At 60.5% G+C, this 14,508-nt stretch carries 16 protein-coding genes; 9 read left to right on the top strand and 7 right to left on the bottom strand.

Annotation, left to right across the window (positions count from 1 at the left end; all coding sequences use genetic code 11):
* The 3 genes from aat to DBR23_RS25005 all read left to right on the top strand — a co-directional run.
* On the top strand, positions 1 to 700 hold a 700-nt coding region (aat, locus tag DBR23_RS24995), incomplete at its 5' end, for a leucyl/phenylalanyl-tRNA--protein transferase (protein WP_108499918.1).
* Complete coding sequence (locus DBR23_RS25000; RefSeq protein ID WP_108499919.1) at positions 697 to 1,455, top strand: arginyltransferase; 759 nt, start codon at positions 697 to 699, stop codon at positions 1,453 to 1,455. The genes aat and DBR23_RS25000, both read left to right, overlap by 4 nt.
* Positions 1,456 to 1,511: 56 nt before the next feature.
* Positions 1,512 to 2,339 (top strand): IclR family transcriptional regulator, encoded by an 828-nt coding sequence (locus DBR23_RS25005; protein WP_056067365.1) that lies wholly within the window; start codon positions 1,512 to 1,514, stop codon positions 2,337 to 2,339.
* Positions 2,340 to 2,614: 275 nt separating this feature from the next.
* Here DBR23_RS25005 and pbpG read toward each other — a convergent pair whose 3' ends face one another.
* The 6 genes from pbpG to DBR23_RS25035 all read right to left on the bottom strand — a co-directional run bounded on the left by pbpG (position 2,615) and on the right by DBR23_RS25035 (position 10,088).
* On the bottom strand, positions 2,615 to 3,691 hold the full coding sequence (gene pbpG / locus DBR23_RS25010) for a D-alanyl-D-alanine endopeptidase (protein ID WP_056067362.1): 1,077 nt from the start codon (positions 3,689 to 3,691) through the stop codon (positions 2,615 to 2,617).
* A gap of 115 nt (positions 3,692 to 3,806) precedes the next feature.
* Positions 3,807 to 5,345, bottom strand: coding sequence for a 2-isopropylmalate synthase (locus DBR23_RS25015; protein ID WP_056067361.1), 1,539 nt, complete (start codon positions 5,343 to 5,345; stop codon positions 3,807 to 3,809).
* Between the two features lie 206 nt (positions 5,346 to 5,551).
* Positions 5,552 to 6,385, bottom strand: coding sequence for a CDP-diacylglycerol--serine O-phosphatidyltransferase (gene pssA / locus DBR23_RS25020; RefSeq protein ID WP_056067359.1), 834 nt, complete (start codon positions 6,383 to 6,385; stop codon positions 5,552 to 5,554).
* Between the two features lie 192 nt (positions 6,386 to 6,577).
* Positions 6,578 to 7,594, bottom strand: a complete 1,017-nt coding sequence (gene ilvC, locus DBR23_RS25025; protein WP_056067358.1) for a ketol-acid reductoisomerase — start codon at positions 7,592 to 7,594, stop codon at positions 6,578 to 6,580.
* A 63-nt stretch (positions 7,595 to 7,657) separates the two neighbouring features.
* Complete coding sequence (gene ilvN / locus DBR23_RS25030; protein WP_015013659.1) at positions 7,658 to 8,149, bottom strand: acetolactate synthase small subunit; 492 nt, start codon at positions 8,147 to 8,149, stop codon at positions 7,658 to 7,660.
* 145 nt (positions 8,150 to 8,294) lie between these two features.
* Positions 8,295 to 10,088: an acetolactate synthase 3 catalytic subunit gene (locus DBR23_RS25035; RefSeq protein WP_056067357.1), complete on the bottom strand. Its 1,794-nt coding sequence runs from the start codon at positions 10,086 to 10,088 to the stop codon at positions 8,295 to 8,297.
* A gap of 292 nt (positions 10,089 to 10,380) precedes the next feature.
* Here DBR23_RS25035 and DBR23_RS25040 point away from each other — a divergent pair, with 292 nt between their 5' ends.
* From DBR23_RS25040 to DBR23_RS25065, 6 genes are read left to right on the top strand one after another with little or no spacing between them, the layout of a single operon-like run.
* Positions 10,381 to 10,950 carry an RNA polymerase sigma factor gene (locus DBR23_RS25040; RefSeq protein ID WP_056067354.1) on the top strand — a complete coding sequence of 190 codons (570 nt, stop codon included), beginning with the start codon at positions 10,381 to 10,383 and terminating at the stop codon, positions 10,948 to 10,950.
* Positions 10,947 to 11,402 (top strand): DUF3619 family protein, encoded by a 456-nt coding sequence (locus tag DBR23_RS25045; RefSeq protein WP_108499920.1) that lies wholly within the window; start codon positions 10,947 to 10,949, stop codon positions 11,400 to 11,402. Before DBR23_RS25040 ends, DBR23_RS25045 begins: the two co-directional genes overlap by 4 nt.
* A 20-nt stretch (positions 11,403 to 11,422) precedes the next feature.
* Positions 11,423 to 12,322: a DUF3106 domain-containing protein gene (locus DBR23_RS25050; RefSeq protein WP_108499921.1), complete on the top strand. Its 900-nt coding sequence runs from the start codon at positions 11,423 to 11,425 to the stop codon at positions 12,320 to 12,322.
* A gap of 37 nt (positions 12,323 to 12,359) precedes the next feature.
* Complete coding sequence (locus DBR23_RS25055; protein ID WP_108499922.1) at positions 12,360 to 12,911, top strand: RDD family protein; 552 nt, start codon at positions 12,360 to 12,362, stop codon at positions 12,909 to 12,911.
* Between the two features lie 4 nt (positions 12,912 to 12,915).
* Entirely contained in the window at positions 12,916 to 13,326 is a 411-nt protein-coding gene (locus DBR23_RS25060) for a diacylglycerol kinase (protein WP_108499923.1), read from the top strand.
* Positions 13,319 to 13,912 (top strand): TIGR00730 family Rossman fold protein, encoded by a 594-nt coding sequence (locus DBR23_RS25065; protein WP_108499924.1) that lies wholly within the window; start codon positions 13,319 to 13,321, stop codon positions 13,910 to 13,912. The genes DBR23_RS25060 and DBR23_RS25065 overlap by 8 nt, the downstream gene beginning before the upstream one ends.
* Positions 13,913 to 14,087: 175 nt before the next feature.
* On the opposite strand, the gene DBR23_RS25070 is transcribed toward DBR23_RS25065, so the two are convergent.
* Positions 14,088 to 14,426 carry a P-II family nitrogen regulator gene (locus DBR23_RS25070; protein ID WP_015013651.1) on the bottom strand — a complete coding sequence of 113 codons (339 nt, stop codon included), beginning with the start codon at positions 14,424 to 14,426 and terminating at the stop codon, positions 14,088 to 14,090.
* Positions 14,427 to 14,508: the final 82 nt, after the last annotated feature.

A 14,508-nucleotide genomic window follows, 5' to 3' on the forward strand; every position in this document is an offset into this window, starting at 1 on the left:
TGCATGGGGAGAGGGTGACCCTGCGCCGGGACTGCTGGCCGCAGGTGGTGCGCTGGATGTGAACAGCCTCCGTGCCGCGTATGCGCAGGGTACCTTTCCCTGGTATGGCCCTGGGCAACCCATCCTGTGGTGGGCACCCGATCCGCGCATGGTGCTGCCAGTGTCGGAATTTCGGCTGCATCGATCACTGAACAGACGGCTGCAGGCGTTTCGCAGGCAAGTGCGTTGCGAAATACGCGTCGATAGCGCATTCCAGGACGTCATCACGGCTTGTGCCAGCAAGGAACGCGAGGGCCAGGCTGGAACCTGGATCGTGCCGGAGATGGTGAACGCCTACACTGATTTACACCGAGCAGGCCATGCCCACAGCGTGGAAACCTGGGTGGACGACCAACTCATTGGGGGCCTGTACTGCGTGGCACTGGGTCGTGCGGTGTTCGGAGAATCCATGTTTGCCCATGCGACCGACGCCTCCAAGATCGCTCTTGCAGCCTTGGTCTGCCTGTGCCGCCGCCATGGCATCACCTTGATTGACTGCCAGCAGAATACGCAGCACCTGACCTCCCTGGGCGGCCGGGAAATACCCCGTGTCGATTTCCTGGTACATGTGGACAAAGCGCGACAACAGCCTGCCATCCCCTGGAGATTTGAGCCCGTATACTGGAACGAGCTGCTGCCACCAAAGATCGATCCGGCATGACGCAACTCAATGACCTTCCACTGCAGACCCTGCAGTTTTACGCGACAGCCCCCTACCCCTGCAGTTACCTGCCGGACCGTCAGGCACGATCGCAGGTCGCCACTCCCAGCCATCTGATCCAGAGCGATCTCTATTCCGATCTCGTAACCAAAGGGTTTCGCCGCAGTGGCATGTTCACCTACCGCCCCTATTGCGACGGATGCCAGGCGTGTACACCGCTGCGGGTCCTGGTCAACGAATTCAAGCCTGATCGCAGCCAAAGACGCGCGGCAACACGCCACGGCCAACTGCAGGCCCGGGTGCTACGGCTGTGTTTTGTGCCCGAACATTACCAGCTGTACCTGCGCTACCAGAACGGCCGCCATGCAGGCGGTGGCATGGACCATGACAGCGTCGACCAGTACACACAGTTTCTGCTGCAAAGCAGGGTGAACTCAAGACTGGTGGAGTTCCGCGAGACCGACGCATCAGGCGAACCCGGTGCGCTCAAGATGGTCTCCATTCTTGACGTGCTCGATGACGGCCTGTCTGCCGTGTATACGTTTTACGAACCCGAGCCCCATTGCAGTTACGGCACCTACAACGTCATGTGGCAAATTGCGCAAGCCCATGCACTGGGCCTGCCCCATGTCTACCTGGGGTACTGGATAGAAACCAGCCCCAAGATGAACTACAAGGCACGCTTTGTGCCCCATGAAATCCGTACCGATGGGCTATGGCACCGGGTAGCAGACACCGGTCACGCGAGCACCTGAATACGCGTTAACATTTCACAAGATAAAATGTGGCGGCCTTCGCACCATAGCCGCTCATGAAAAAAACCGATTCCAGCATCCCTCTCAAACCCAGCGTTCAGGTGCTTGAGCGCATGTTCACTCTGATCGATGTTCTGGCTTCTCGTGAAGAGGCGATTTCCCTCAAGGAAATCAGCGAGAAGACAGGGCTGCACCCCTCTACGACCCACCGCATCCTGAACGACCTGACCATCGGACGGTTTGTGGACCGCCCCGAATCGGGCAGCTACCGGCTGGGCATGCGACTGCTGGAGCTGGGCAACCTGGTGAAGGCACGCCTGAGCGTTCGTGATGCAGCGCTGACCCCCATGCGCAGTCTGCACAAGCTGATCCAGCAGCCCGTGAATCTGAGCATGCGCCAGGGCGACGAGATTGTGTATGTGGAGCGTGCCTACAGTGAGCGGTCGGGCATGCAGGTCGTGCGCGCCATTGGCGGCAGGGCGCCACTGCACCTGACCTCTACAGGAAAGCTCTTCCTCGCACTGGATGACCCCCAGCGCGTTCGTGCCTATGCCACCCGCACCGGTCTTGCAGGCCACACCCGCAACAGCATCACCCAGCTGCCCGTGCTGGAGCGGGAACTGGCAAAGGCCCGGCAATACGGTATTGCCCGCGATAACGAAGAGCTTGAGTTGGGCGTGCGCTGTATGGCAGCCGGTGTGTATGACGACCAGGGAAAACTGGTAGCAGGCCTGTCCATTTCTGCCCCCGCTGACAGACTGGATGAAGGCTGGCTGCCCAAGCTGCAAGCAACGGCGAACGAAATTTCACTGGCCCTGGGCTATACGCCAAGTACCGACGCGAGTCATAACCCAATCACCAACCAACGCACCGAATTGCGCTGATGTTCTGCATCCACACCCCATTTGCCAATGGCGCCATTGGCGGGGCCGCAGTGGCGTATTGAGGCATCGAGGCAAGCGCTGCACGGTGTGCGTGGGACACGCGCAGCAAGCCTCCGGCATGGTCTTGCCAGCTCATCGCATCCCAACCCACTCAAGACAAGAGATGCCCGCTGACCCTGTTTACCCAAGACCGTTTGCGAGGCCGGACTCGCACTACAAAAGAAAACGCCTGACAGGACCAGCCTGCCAGGCGCATGTGGGGAGATGTCTGCCTATCAGCCGTTGTTGCTCCGTACCGCCTGTAAAGGTGCGGCCAACGAAGGATTCGACTCCACCCAGCGGCGCACCCGCTCGGCATCGCCCAGTCGACTGAATTTACCTGCAGAGTCCAGGAACACCATGATCAATTTGCGTCCCGCCACCTGGGCTTGCATCACCAAGCAGCGCCCTGCCTCGGAGATATAACCGGTCTTCTGCAGACCGATGTCCCAGGTAGGATTTTTCACGAGACCGTTGGTGTTGTTGTACTGAAGCGTCTTATGGCCCACCGCCACTTCATAGCCGGGGGAAGTGGACAGCTCGCGCAACAAAGGATCTCCATGCGCCACACCCACCAGCGTTGCAAGATCGCGGGCACTGGACTGGTTACGGCTGGACAGACCCGTGGGCTCCACATAGTGGGTATCGTTCATGCCCAGCGACTTGGCCTTGGCGTTCATTTGCGTCACAAAGACCTCCAACCCACCCGGGTAAGTACGACCCAGTGCATGGGCTGCCCGGTTCTCGCTGGACATCAGCGCCAAGTGCAGCATCTCGCCACGCGTTAGCGTGGTACCCACGGTCAGACGCGACCGGCTCCCCTTTTCGGTATCTACATCGTCCTGCGTGATGGTGACAGGTTCGTCCATGGGCAACTTGGCCTGCGAAATGAGCATGCCCGTCATGAGCTTGGTCAGCGAGGCGATGGGAAGCACAGCCTGATCGTTCTTGCGGAGCAACACCTCATGGGTGTCTTGGTCCACCACCAGCGCTACGCTGGACTTGAGGTCCAGCGGATCATTGACCTCGTGCAAGCCCGCCATCTGGCCGAAAGAGGGCTTGGCTGGAACAAACGCCACCTTGGTAGGTGCTTTGGCAGTCCGGGCAGCGACGCGCGTGGGCTTGATGCTGGCGGCCACCTTGCGTGGTGCCACGGCACGCTTGGCGTTGCTTGCGCTGACCTGCTGTTTTTTGACCCCTGGCTTTTTGACATCTGCCGCATGCACAGAGGGGGAAATGAGGGCAGCGCTCACGAGCGCGAAACCCATCCACTGGAAAAATCGATTCACTGCAGCGTTGCGGCGATGGTGCATCAAAGTGCTCCAAACGGTAAGAATTATTGAGCAGTGTACAGAATCAAAAAAAGTCGCGCAAGATCAATACCTTGCGCGACTTTCCGAGAAAGTGAGTGAATTATAAATTGACCACTCAGCCTTGTGCGGCCACCCGATCGGCTTTACTTTGTAACTTGTTCAAAGCGCTAAGGTAGGCTTTCGCCGACGCCACTACGATGTCTGGGTCCGCGCCCACCCCATTCACCACACGCCCGCTGTTCTGCAACCGCACGGTGACCTCGCCCTGGCTCTCGGTAGAGCCACTGATGGCATTGACGGAATACAACACCATTTCGGCGCCACTCTTCACATGCGATTCGATGGCCTTGAGCGAGGCGTCGACAGGACCGTTGCCCTCGGCCTCGCCGCGCACTTCCTGCCCATCCACGGTGAACACAATACGTGCACGGGGCTGCTCACCGGTTTCGCTTTGCTGGAACAACGATACGAACCCGTATTGCTCTTTTTCAGCAGTCACGCTCTCGTCGCTCACCAGTGCCAAGATATCTTCGTCAAAGATCTCGCTCTTTCGATCAGCCAATTCCTTGAAGCGTGTGAAAGCGGTGTTGACTTCGGTTTCGCTATCCAGGCTGACACCCAGTTCCTGCAGGCGCTGCTTGAAGGCGTTACGACCACTGAGCTTACCCAGCACGATCTTGTTGGCGCTCCAGCCCACATCTTCCGCCCGCATGATCTCGTAGGTATCGCGTGCCTTGAGCACGCCATCCTGGTGGATACCGCTGGCATGAGCAAATGCGTTGGCACCCACCACGGCCTTGTTGGGCTGCACCACAAAACCAGTGGTCTGGCTGACCATGCGGCTGGCTGCGACGATGTGCTGGGTATCAATCCCCAGTTCAAGGCCAAAGTAGTCACGGCGGGTCTTGACTGCCATCACCACCTCTTCGAGGGAGCAGTTACCGGCGCGCTCACCCAGACCGTTGATGGTGCATTCGACCTGCCGCGCACCGCCAATCTTCACACCGGCGAGCGAGTTGGCCACCGCCATGCCCAGATCATTGTGGCAATGCACCGACCAGATCGCCTTGTCGCTATTGGGGATGCGCTCGCGCAGTGTCTTGATGAAGTTGCCGTACAGCTCCGGAACGGCATAGCCCACGGTATCGGGTACGTTGATGGTGGTGGCACCTTCTGCAATCACGGCTTCCAGCACGCGGCACAAAAAGTCGGGGTCGCTGCGGTAGCCGTCCTCAGGGCTGAACTCGATGTCACCCACCAGGTTGCGGGCGAAACGGACCGACTGTTTGGCCTGCTCCAGCACCTGGTCAGGCGTCATCCGCAGCTTTTTCTCCATGTGCAACGCCGAAGTGGCAATGAAGGTGTGGATGCGGGCACTCGCCGCGCCCTTGAGGGCCTCGGCAGCGCGTGAAATATCACGATCATTGGCACGAGACAGGGAACAGATGGTGGACTCCTTGATGGCGTTGGCAATCGCCTGCACGGCTTCAAAGTCGCCATTGGAGCTGGCTGCAAAACCGGCCTCGATCACATCCACCTTCAGACGCTCGAGCTGGCGGGCAATGCGCAGCTTCTCGTCCTTGGTCATCGAGGCGCCGGGAGACTGCTCCCCATCGCGCAAGGTGGTATCGAAAATGATCAGTTTGTCAGCCATGTTGTTCTCCTGGTATCAGTGGGTGGGGCCCCGCAACGTAGAAATCTGGCGCCCAAAACAAAAGGCCCGTCGCGGGTGCAAACGGGCCTTTGTGGAAAAGTGTGCGCGTGCGCCTACTGTCTCCGCCCGTGGGGAGGTAGCAGTAGCGCCAAAGCAAACAAATTCATATCGCGCAATGTAGCACAACTGGCCGGATATCACGGTCATCACTTGTGCAGACCGCGCTCGTCGGGTTCGTCGGTAGAGGTGCTGATCACGCTGCTGTGCTGCCCTTTGGCCTTGCGCCAGGCGTACACGCCATAACCACTCAGGCCATAGAACACGAACACACCAAACAGCACGATAGGGGGGTGAATGTTGATGACAGCGATGCCCAGCGCGATGAGCACGATGGCAGCAAAAGGCACGCTCTTTTTCATCTGCACATCCTTGAAGCTGTAGAACGGCACATTGGTCACCATGGTGAGCCCTGCATACAGCGTGAAGGAGAACATGATCCAGGTCACCTGGCTCCATGTCAGCCAGTGGTCTTCGCCGGGACGCACGCCCAGCTCGGTCATCAACCAGATAAACCCTGCCACCAAGGCCGCAGCGGCTGGTGAAGGCAGCCCCTGGAAATAGCGCTTGTCCACAACGCCCGTATTCACGTTAAAGCGCGCCAGGCGAAGCGCCGCACAGGCACAGTACACAAACGCAGCAATCCAGCCCCAGCGGCCCAGACCCTGCAGGGACCACTCATACGCAATCAGTGCAGGCGCAGCACCAAAGGACACCATGTCGGACAACGAGTCCATCTGCTCGCCAAACGCACTCTGGGTATTGGTCATGCGGGCCACGCGCCCGTCCAGGCTGTCGAGCACCATGGCGCAGAAGACGCCCACCGCGGCTTGATCAAACCGGCCATTCATGGCCATGACGATGGAGTAAAAGCCACCAAACAGGGCCGCCAGCGTGAACAGATTGGGCAGGATGTAGATGCCTTTGCGCCTTTTGCGCACCATCACACCGGGGTTCTCGGTGGACTCATTGCCGTCATGCATCAAACAGACCTCCAGCGCTTGCAAATATTGCACAAGCAGCTATTAAATTTATAGTATTGAACCATTTCCCGCAGGAATGCCGACTGCCAAGCGCGCAAAAGGCAAAGGCCGCAGTGTAGCGCCTGCACACCGTGCCGCCCGCCAATGAAAAAGGCCACCGAAGTGGCCTTTTGACGCTTCAGAAACGAAACATCAGTTGCGGGTCTGGTCGACCAGCTTGTTCTTGGCGATCCAGGGCATCATGGCGCGCAGCTGGCCGCCCACCTTTTCGATGCTGTGGTCGGCCGTGTTGCGGCGGCGGGCCGTCATCGATGGGTAGTTCAGGCGGCCTTCCTGGATGAACATCTTGGCGTAGTCACCGTTCTGGATGCGCTTGAGGGCATTGCGCATGGCAGCGCGCGACTGCTCATTGATCACTTCAGGGCCGGTCACGTACTCGCCGTATTCGGCGTTGTTCGAGATCGAGTAGTTCATGTTGGCGATGCCGCCTTCGTAGATCAGGTCCACGATGAGCTTGAGCTCGTGCAGGCATTCGAAGTAGGCCATTTCGGGGGCGTAACCAGCTTCGACCAGGGTTTCATAACCCATCTTGATCAGCTCGACGGCACCGCCACACAGCACGGCTTGTTCGCCGAACAGGTCGGTTTCGGTTTCTTCCTTGAAGTTGGTCTCGATGATGCCGGCCTTGCCACCGCCGTTGGCTGCTGCGTAGCTCAGGGCCAGGTCACGGGCCTTGCCAGACTTGTCCTGATGCACAGCGACCAGGTGGGGCACGCCGCCGCCCTGGGTGTAGGTGTTGCGCACGGTGTGGCCTGGGGCCTTGGGGGCCACCATCCACACGTCCAGATCGGCGCGGGGCACGACCTGGTTGTAATGCACGTTGAAACCGTGGGCAAAGGCCAGCGAAGCGCCTTGCTTGATGTTGGGTTCGACGTTGTTCTTGTACACGGCTGCGATGTCTTCATCGGGCAGCAGGATCATGACCACGTCGGCGGCCTTCACGGCGTCGTTGACTTCCAGCACGTTCAGGCCGGCCTTGCCAACCTTGTCCCACGAGGCACCGCCCTTGCGCAGGCCGACCACCACCTTCACGCCGCTGTCGTTCAGGTTTTGTGCGTGGGCATGGCCCTGCGAGCCGTAGCCAATGATGGCCACGGTCTTGCCCTTGATCAGGCTCAGGTCGGTGTCTTTGTCGTAGAAAACTTTCATGGGTCGCTCCGGTTGAAATGCGTTGTTGGGGGGATTGAAATGGGAAAAACGGGGTGAATTGTCTTACACACGCAAAATGCGCTCGCCCCGGCCGATGCCGCTGGCGCCCGTGCGCACGGTTTCCAGGATGGCCGTGCGGTCGATGGCTTGCAGGAACGCGTCGTTCTTGGACTGGTCGCCCGTCAGCTCGATGGTGTAGCTCTTCTCGGTCACGTCGATGATGCGGCCACGGAAGATATCCGCCATGCGCTTCATCTCCTCGCGCTCTTTGCCCACCGCGCGCACCTTCACCATCATGAGCTCACGCTCGGTGTAGGCACCTTCGGTGAGGTCAACCACCTTGACCACTTCAATGAGGCGGTTCAGGTGCTTGGTGATCTGCTCGATCACGTCATCGGAGCCCGTGGTCTGGATGGTCATGCGCGACAGCGATGCATCCTCGGTGGGCGCCACGGTGAGCGACTCGATGTTGTAGCCACGGGCCGAGAACAGACCCACAACGCGGGAAAGAGCACCAGGCTCGTTTTCCAGCAAGACAGCAATGATGTGTTTCATGATGAAGAGATTCCTCTTTTTGCTGCCCTCCCCCATGCACGGTAATGCATGGGCTTGGCAGGCAATAGATTCGTCAAAAAATTTAGATGCTATCTATTCGATAGCTGGTAGCGCATGAAAAACATGCGCCTGAGGCCGATTTGGCTTAAAGGTCTTCCGACCCCAACAGCATTTCGGTGATGCCCTTGCCGGCCTGCACCATCGGGAACACGTTCTCGGTGGGGTCGGTACGGAAGTCCATGAACACCGTGCGGTCCTTGAGCTTGCGGGCTTCGCGCAATGCGGGCTCCACGTCCTTGGGGTGCTCGATCAGCATCCCTACGTGGCCATAGGCCTCAGCCAGCTTCACGAAGTTGGGCAGCGCGTCCATGTAGCTGTGGCTGTACCGACCGGAGTATTCGATCTCCTGCCACTGGCGCACCATGCCCAGATAACGGTTATTCAACGAGCAGATCTTGATCGGCGTGTTGTACTGCAGGCAGGTGGACAGTTCCTGGATGTTCATCTGCACCGAGCCTTCGCCCGTAATACAAAACACTTCGGACTGTGGCTTGGCCAGCTTGATCCCCATGGCATAGGGAATGCCCACACCCATCGTGCCCAGACCACCGGAATTGATCCAGCGGCGCGGCTCGTCGAAGCGGTAGTACTGCGCGGCCCACATCTGGTGCTGCCCCACGTCGGATGTGATGTATGTGTCACCATCCTTCGTCATGTTCCACAGCGTCTCTACCACGTACTGTGGCTTGATCACATCACCGCTGCCCATGCTGTACTTCAGGCACTCGCGCTTGCGCCAGCCTTCAATAGTGTCCCACCAGGCAGCCAGGGCACCGGCGTCAGGGCGGGTGCTGCTCTCGCGGATCATGGAAATCAGCTCGGTGAGCACGTCCTTCACGTCACCGACGATCGGGATGTCGACCTTCACGCGTTTGGAGATGCTCGACGGGTCGATATCGACGTGGATGATCTTGCGGTCGTTCTGCGCGAAGTGCTTGGGGTTGCCGATCACCCGGTCGTCAAAGCGCGCACCCACTGCCAGCAGCACGTCGCAGTTCTGCATGGCATTGTTGGCTTCGATGGTGCCGTGCATGCCCAGCATGCCCAGGAACTTGCGGTCCGATGCGGGGTAGGCCCCGAGGCCCATCAACGTGTTGGTGACCGGGTAGCCCAGCATGTCCACCAGCGTGCGCAGCTCGTTGGTGGCGTTGCCCAACAGCACGCCGCCGCCCGTGTAGATATAAGGGCGCTTGGCCGCCAGCAGCAACTGCAGGGCCTTGCGGATCTGTCCGCCATGGCCCTTGCGCACGGGGTTGTACGAGCGCATTTCTACCGTTTGCGGGTAGCCGGTGTAAGGCACCTTCTTGAAGGAAACATCTTTGGGCACATCCACCACCACAGGGCCTGGGCGGCCGGTACGGGCAATATGGAAGGCCTTCTTCATCGTCGCGGCCAGGTCGCGTGGGTCCTTGACGAGAAAATTGTGCTTGACGATGGGGCGGGTGATACCGACCGTATCGCATTCCTGGAAGGCATCAAGCCCGATGGCGGGCGTAGGCACCTGACCAGAAATGATCACCATGGGGATCGAGTCCATGTACGCGGTGGCGATGCCGGTCACGGCGTTGGTCAAGCCGGGGCCCGAAGTGACCAAGGCCACGCCGACCTCACCCGTGGCGCGGGCGTAGCCGTCGGCTGCGTGCACGGCGGCCTGTTCGTGCCGCACCAGCACGTGCTGGATGGTGTCTTGCTTGTAGAGCGCGTCGTATATGTACAGAACCGCGCCACCAGGGTAGCCCCAGATGTACTGGACGTTCTCTGCCTGGAGGGCCTTGATGAGGATCTCAGAACCCATGAGGTCCTGCGAACCGGAAGCGGGAGATGTGTTGCCCTGCGAAGCAGCGGCTGCTGAAGAGATTTCAGCCTTGGAGATTTCCATGATCGATCAACCTTTGTGAATTTCTCTGACGAAAAACCTTGGGTGCCCCTCGCACGCGCTCTTGTGAAGCCAGCTTGGAACTTGAGGCCAAGGACATGGGCGGGATGATTGCCGCGCCGGACCGTGACCCGTTTGCCTTTTGAATTGCAGGCGGATTATCGCACTGCAACACTCACAAAACGCTCCGCAGCCGAAAAAAACTCCGGCGGGTGCGATAATCTGCGGTTTTACGGCGCCGTTGAGTTGCGAAACTGCAGATATCTGCGCCGATCTCCTCCCGGGCTGACCCGTCTTGGCAACCGAACAAGAACTTTCCGATTTCCTCAAAAGCGTAGAAAAGCGCGCGTTCAAGCGCTCGGTCTACCACGTTCGCAACGAGGAAGCGGCGCTCGACATCGTGCAAGACAGCATGCTCAAGTTGGCCGAGCATTACGGGGACAAACCGGCGGGCGAACTGCCCATGCTGTTCCAGCGGATTCTTTCCAACTGCACCCTGGACTGGTTTCGCCGCCAGAAGACGCGCAATGCACTGTTTTCGAGCATGAGCGACTTCGAAGGCCCAGGTGAAGATGGCACGGATTTTGATCTGCTCGAAGCGTACTCAGGGACAGAAGACGGTGACAAAGCCGAAAGCGCGGAAGACCTGACCCGCCGGGCCCAGATATTCCAGGGCATTGAAGAAGAAATTGCAGAGTTGCCACCACGTCAACGGGAAGCGTTCCTGATGCGTTATTGGGAGGAAATGGACGTCGCAGAGACGGCTGCCGCCATGGGCTGCTCCGAAGGCAGTGTCAAAACACACTGCTTTCGCGCCATACAAACCCTCAGCAAGGCACTGAAGGCCAAAGGAATCGAGCCATGAAGAACACTGTACAGACCCCACCGACCCAAGCTGAAGCTGCTGCCGAGCGCTTTGCGCTGCGCGTCACGGCGCGCCTGTCCAGCGGCACCGACGCCCTGCCCTATGACATCTCTGAGCGGCTGCGCGCCTCGCGCATGCAGGCGTTGGCCAAACGCAAAGTCACCGCGCCGGTGCATCGCGCCGCCCCCGCAGCAGTGGTGGTCAACGCAGGCAACACCGCCACACTGGGCCGTGGCGGCGAAGGCGGTGGCTGGTGGAATGCCCTGGTGTCCGCCGTGCCTCTACTGGCGCTGGTCGTGGGACTGGTGGTCATCAACATCGCGCAGGACGAACGCAGTGCCAACGATGTGGCCGAGGTGGATGCCGCTCTGCTGACCGATGACCTGCCTCCCGCCGCTTATTCGGACCCAGGCTTCGTACAATTCCTCAAGACCTCCGCGCAGTCAAACTGATCTGCCTGACTCTGGACTGCATGCACCCAAGCCCCTCTGAAGCTCCCTCCACGCTGCCAGCCTTCGTGCTGGCATTGGCGCTTCTGGGTGCGCTTACCGCTGGTGGCTGGCAGGCGTTGGTGCAGATGCGCATGGCCCCCAGCACAGTGCTCCAAGCGGGCGCTGAGGCCGCAGTGGCCCGCCCCAATAACGCCCGTACAGACCTGTCAGCCGTGAACATGCCCCCTGCCACGGAATCAGGACCAGGCTGGGGCACGCTCACCACGGCGCAAAAACTAGCGCTGTATCCGCTGTCGGAACGCTGGGCGCTGATCAGCGAAGCCCAGAAACGCCGCTGGCTGGACTTGGCCATCAACTACCCCAGTCTTTCGGAAGAGGAACAACGCAAGTTCCATGACCGCATCACCGACTGGGCCAATCTGAGTGCCCAGCAGCGCAACCAGGCACGCTTGAACTACGCGGTCACCAAGCGCCTGGCTGGGGACGACAAACGGGCGCAGTGGGAGGCCTACCAGGCACTGTCTGACGAAGAGCGCAAGGCGTTGGCCTCCAAGGCGACCCCCAATCCCCACGGGGCTGCCACGGCCCTGCGCCCTGTCTCGCCCAAAAAGCTGGCCCAGGTGCCCGCAGCAACGCAAGCCAGCCCCGATCGCCCCAACGCCCCCAAGATTCCACCGGTGGTAGACCACTCACCCCGCGTTGCGGCCCCAGTGCCTCAGCCGACGGCGCCTGCGATGCCATCCACCCCCGCATCCGCAGCGCCGGCAACCTCTACGGGTGGCGTGGAAACAGCGCCCGTGGCGATCCCCAGTGCGGTGCCTGCTGTACTTCCGCCCCTGGGCTCTGGCGGAGCCGACAGCACGGGCTCGCCCGGCACCCCTGCGGTAACACCTGACACCTCCGGCCTGTATCCTCAGTAGGTTTCAACCTGCCCTGGCCCGACGGGCCTGACCTGGAATGTCCGCTTCTCCCTCTCCCACCACGCCCCAGCCTGAGGCCAACGCATCAAGCGGTGTCCTTGCGGGCGGCCACACGCCCAACCTGTGGCGGCGCATGGCCTGCTGGCTGTACGAAGGCATGCTGATGTTCGGCGTGGTCTTTATCGCCGGGTACCTGTTTGGCACTCTGAGCCAGACGCGCAATGCGATGGACAACCGCCATGCGCTGCAGGCCTTTCTCTTTGTGGTGTTCGGTATTTATTTCACCTGGTTCTGGGCCAAAGGCCAGACCCTCGCACAGAAAACCTGGCACATCCGCGTGGTGGGCACTGCAGGGCAACCCATCAGCCAGCCGCGCGCCTTGTTGCGGTATGTAATGAGCTGGCTGTGGTTTTTGCCGCCGCTGGCCGCAATCGCACCTTTTTCCCTGTCGGGAGGCGAGTCCACCGTGATCGTGCTGGGCTGGGTGGCCATCTGGGCGCTGCTCAGCCGGTTCCACCCCACGCGGCAGTTCTGGCACGACGCGTTGGCCGGCACCCGGCTGGTGCACTACGAAATTCCCAAAAAATAAGCGCATGCAACCCTCCTCCCCTTCTACGGACGCTCCGGCCAACCCCCAAAAGGCGCGCTCGGGCCTCAATCGCATCTGGCATGCCGCCGGCTATTCCATGGAAGGGCTGCGGGCCGGGTGGAACGAGAAGGCCTTCCGCCAGGAGGCCATCGCCGCCATGGTGCTGCTGCCGCTGTCTCTCTGGCTGGGCCGCAGTTGGGTCGAAGTCGCCTTGTTGGCGGGCTCCGTGGTCATCGTGATGATTGTGGAGTTGCTCAACACGGGCATCGAGACCGCCATCGACCGCATCGGACCCGAGTGGCATGACCTGTCCAAACGCGCCAAGGACATGGGCAGCGCAGCGGTTCTGCTGGCCTTGCTGCTGTGCATTGGCATCTGGGCCGCCGCATTGTTTCAGAGGTTTTTCCATGGCTGAACCCACTTTTTCTGTGTGCGTATATTGCGGATCGCGCCCCGGCGACAACCCCGCCTATGCCCAGGCGGCGCAGGCAGTGGGCCAATGGATCGGCGCCCACAACGGACAACTGGTATACGGCGGTGGCCGCAGTGGCCTGATGGGCACGGTGGCCGAGGCGACGCGTCTGGCGGGCGGCCGGGTGGTGGGGGTGATACCGCAGGCGCTGGTGGACAAGGAGCTGGCCAACCGCCAATGTGACGAGCTGCACATCGTGCAGACCATGCACGAACGCAAGGCCATGATGGCAGAGCGCAGCGATGCCTTCCTCGCCTTGCCCGGCGGCATCGGCACCTTTGAAGAACTGTTTGAAGTGTGGACCTGGCGCCAGCTGGGCTACCACGACAAGCCCTTGGGCTTGCTGAATGTGGCGGGCTACTACGACGGCCTGCTGGGTTTCTTGCAGGGCAGCGTGGCCAGTGGCTTCATGGGTGAATGGCAGATGGGCCTGTTGCACGCATCCACCGATGCAGAAGCCCTGCTGCGCGCGCTGGTGCAAGACGCAGGGCCTGACCAAGCGCCCGTCCCGCTGCGCTCAGTGATCTGACTCCCCCCGCACTCCGAAACTCGAGCGGCCCACAAGCCAAGGCCACCGAGCAAGGGCCAACAGGCTGCGCATGCGGCGCTTCGCTTGCTTGCGCTGGCGTTACCTTCTTTTTCTCGAATGGCGCAGCCGTTCAAGAGAAAGGGCAAGGTAAGAAACGGCTCAGGGGGTTGTCACCTCAGACCGCTGCGTCGTCCAGATCGCCCGTGCGAATGCGCACCGTGCGCTCCACGGCGGTCACAAAAATCTTGCCGTCACCGATCTTGCCGGTGCGCGCCACGTTCACGATCGCGTCCACGCAGCGGTCCACATCCTCGGACTTGACGACGACCTCGACCTTCACCTTGGGCAGAAAGTCCACCACGTATTCCGCGCCGCGGTACAGCTCGGTATGGCCTTTCTGGCGGCCAAAACCCTTCACTTCGGTCACCGTGAGGCCGGTCACGCCGCATTCGGCCAGGGCTTCGCGGACTTCTTCGAGCTTGAAGGGCTTGATGACGGCGGTGATCATTTTCATGGCGGGTCTCCTGGAGGATGTAAAAAATCGGGCTGGGGGCACGGCGCCGAAGCGTCACGCCCTGAATTTGCTGGTGATAGGG

It is taken from the genome of Acidovorax sp. HMWF018 (assembly GCF_003061035.1).
GTDB lineage: Bacteria > Pseudomonadota > Gammaproteobacteria > Burkholderiales > Burkholderiaceae_C > Acidovorax > Acidovorax delafieldii.

What these genes read in the sequence shown, in the direction of transcription:
- DBR23_RS25000 (WP_108499919.1), top strand. Translation starts at nt 697, where the DNA reads ATGACGCAACTCAATGACCTTCCACTGCAGACCCTGCAGTTTTACGCG.
- DBR23_RS25005 (WP_056067365.1), top strand. Translation starts at nt 1,512, where the DNA reads ATGAAAAAAACCGATTCCAGCATCCCTCTCAAACCCAGCGTTCAGGTG.
- pbpG (WP_056067362.1), bottom strand. Translation starts at nt 3,691, where the DNA reads ATGCACCATCGCCGCAACGCTGCAGTGAATCGATTTTTCCAGTGGATG.
- DBR23_RS25015 (WP_056067361.1), bottom strand. Translation starts at nt 5,345, where the DNA reads ATGGCTGACAAACTGATCATTTTCGATACCACCTTGCGCGATGGGGAG.
- pssA (WP_056067359.1), bottom strand. Translation starts at nt 6,385, where the DNA reads ATGCATGACGGCAATGAGTCCACCGAGAACCCCGGTGTGATGGTGCGC.
- ilvC (WP_056067358.1), bottom strand. Translation starts at nt 7,594, where the DNA reads ATGAAAGTTTTCTACGACAAAGACACCGACCTGAGCCTGATCAAGGGC.
- ilvN (WP_015013659.1), bottom strand. Translation starts at nt 8,149, where the DNA reads ATGAAACACATCATTGCTGTCTTGCTGGAAAACGAGCCTGGTGCTCTT.
- DBR23_RS25035 (WP_056067357.1), bottom strand. Translation starts at nt 10,088, where the DNA reads ATGGAAATCTCCAAGGCTGAAATCTCTTCAGCAGCCGCTGCTTCGCAG.
- DBR23_RS25045 (WP_108499920.1), top strand. Translation starts at nt 10,947, where the DNA reads ATGAAGAACACTGTACAGACCCCACCGACCCAAGCTGAAGCTGCTGCC.
- DBR23_RS25050 (WP_108499921.1), top strand. Translation starts at nt 11,423, where the DNA reads ATGCACCCAAGCCCCTCTGAAGCTCCCTCCACGCTGCCAGCCTTCGTG.
- DBR23_RS25055 (WP_108499922.1), top strand. Translation starts at nt 12,360, where the DNA reads ATGTCCGCTTCTCCCTCTCCCACCACGCCCCAGCCTGAGGCCAACGCA.
- DBR23_RS25060 (WP_108499923.1), top strand. Translation starts at nt 12,916, where the DNA reads ATGCAACCCTCCTCCCCTTCTACGGACGCTCCGGCCAACCCCCAAAAG.
- DBR23_RS25065 (WP_108499924.1), top strand. Translation starts at nt 13,319, where the DNA reads ATGGCTGAACCCACTTTTTCTGTGTGCGTATATTGCGGATCGCGCCCC.
- DBR23_RS25070 (WP_015013651.1), bottom strand. Translation starts at nt 14,426, where the DNA reads ATGAAAATGATCACCGCCGTCATCAAGCCCTTCAAGCTCGAAGAAGTC.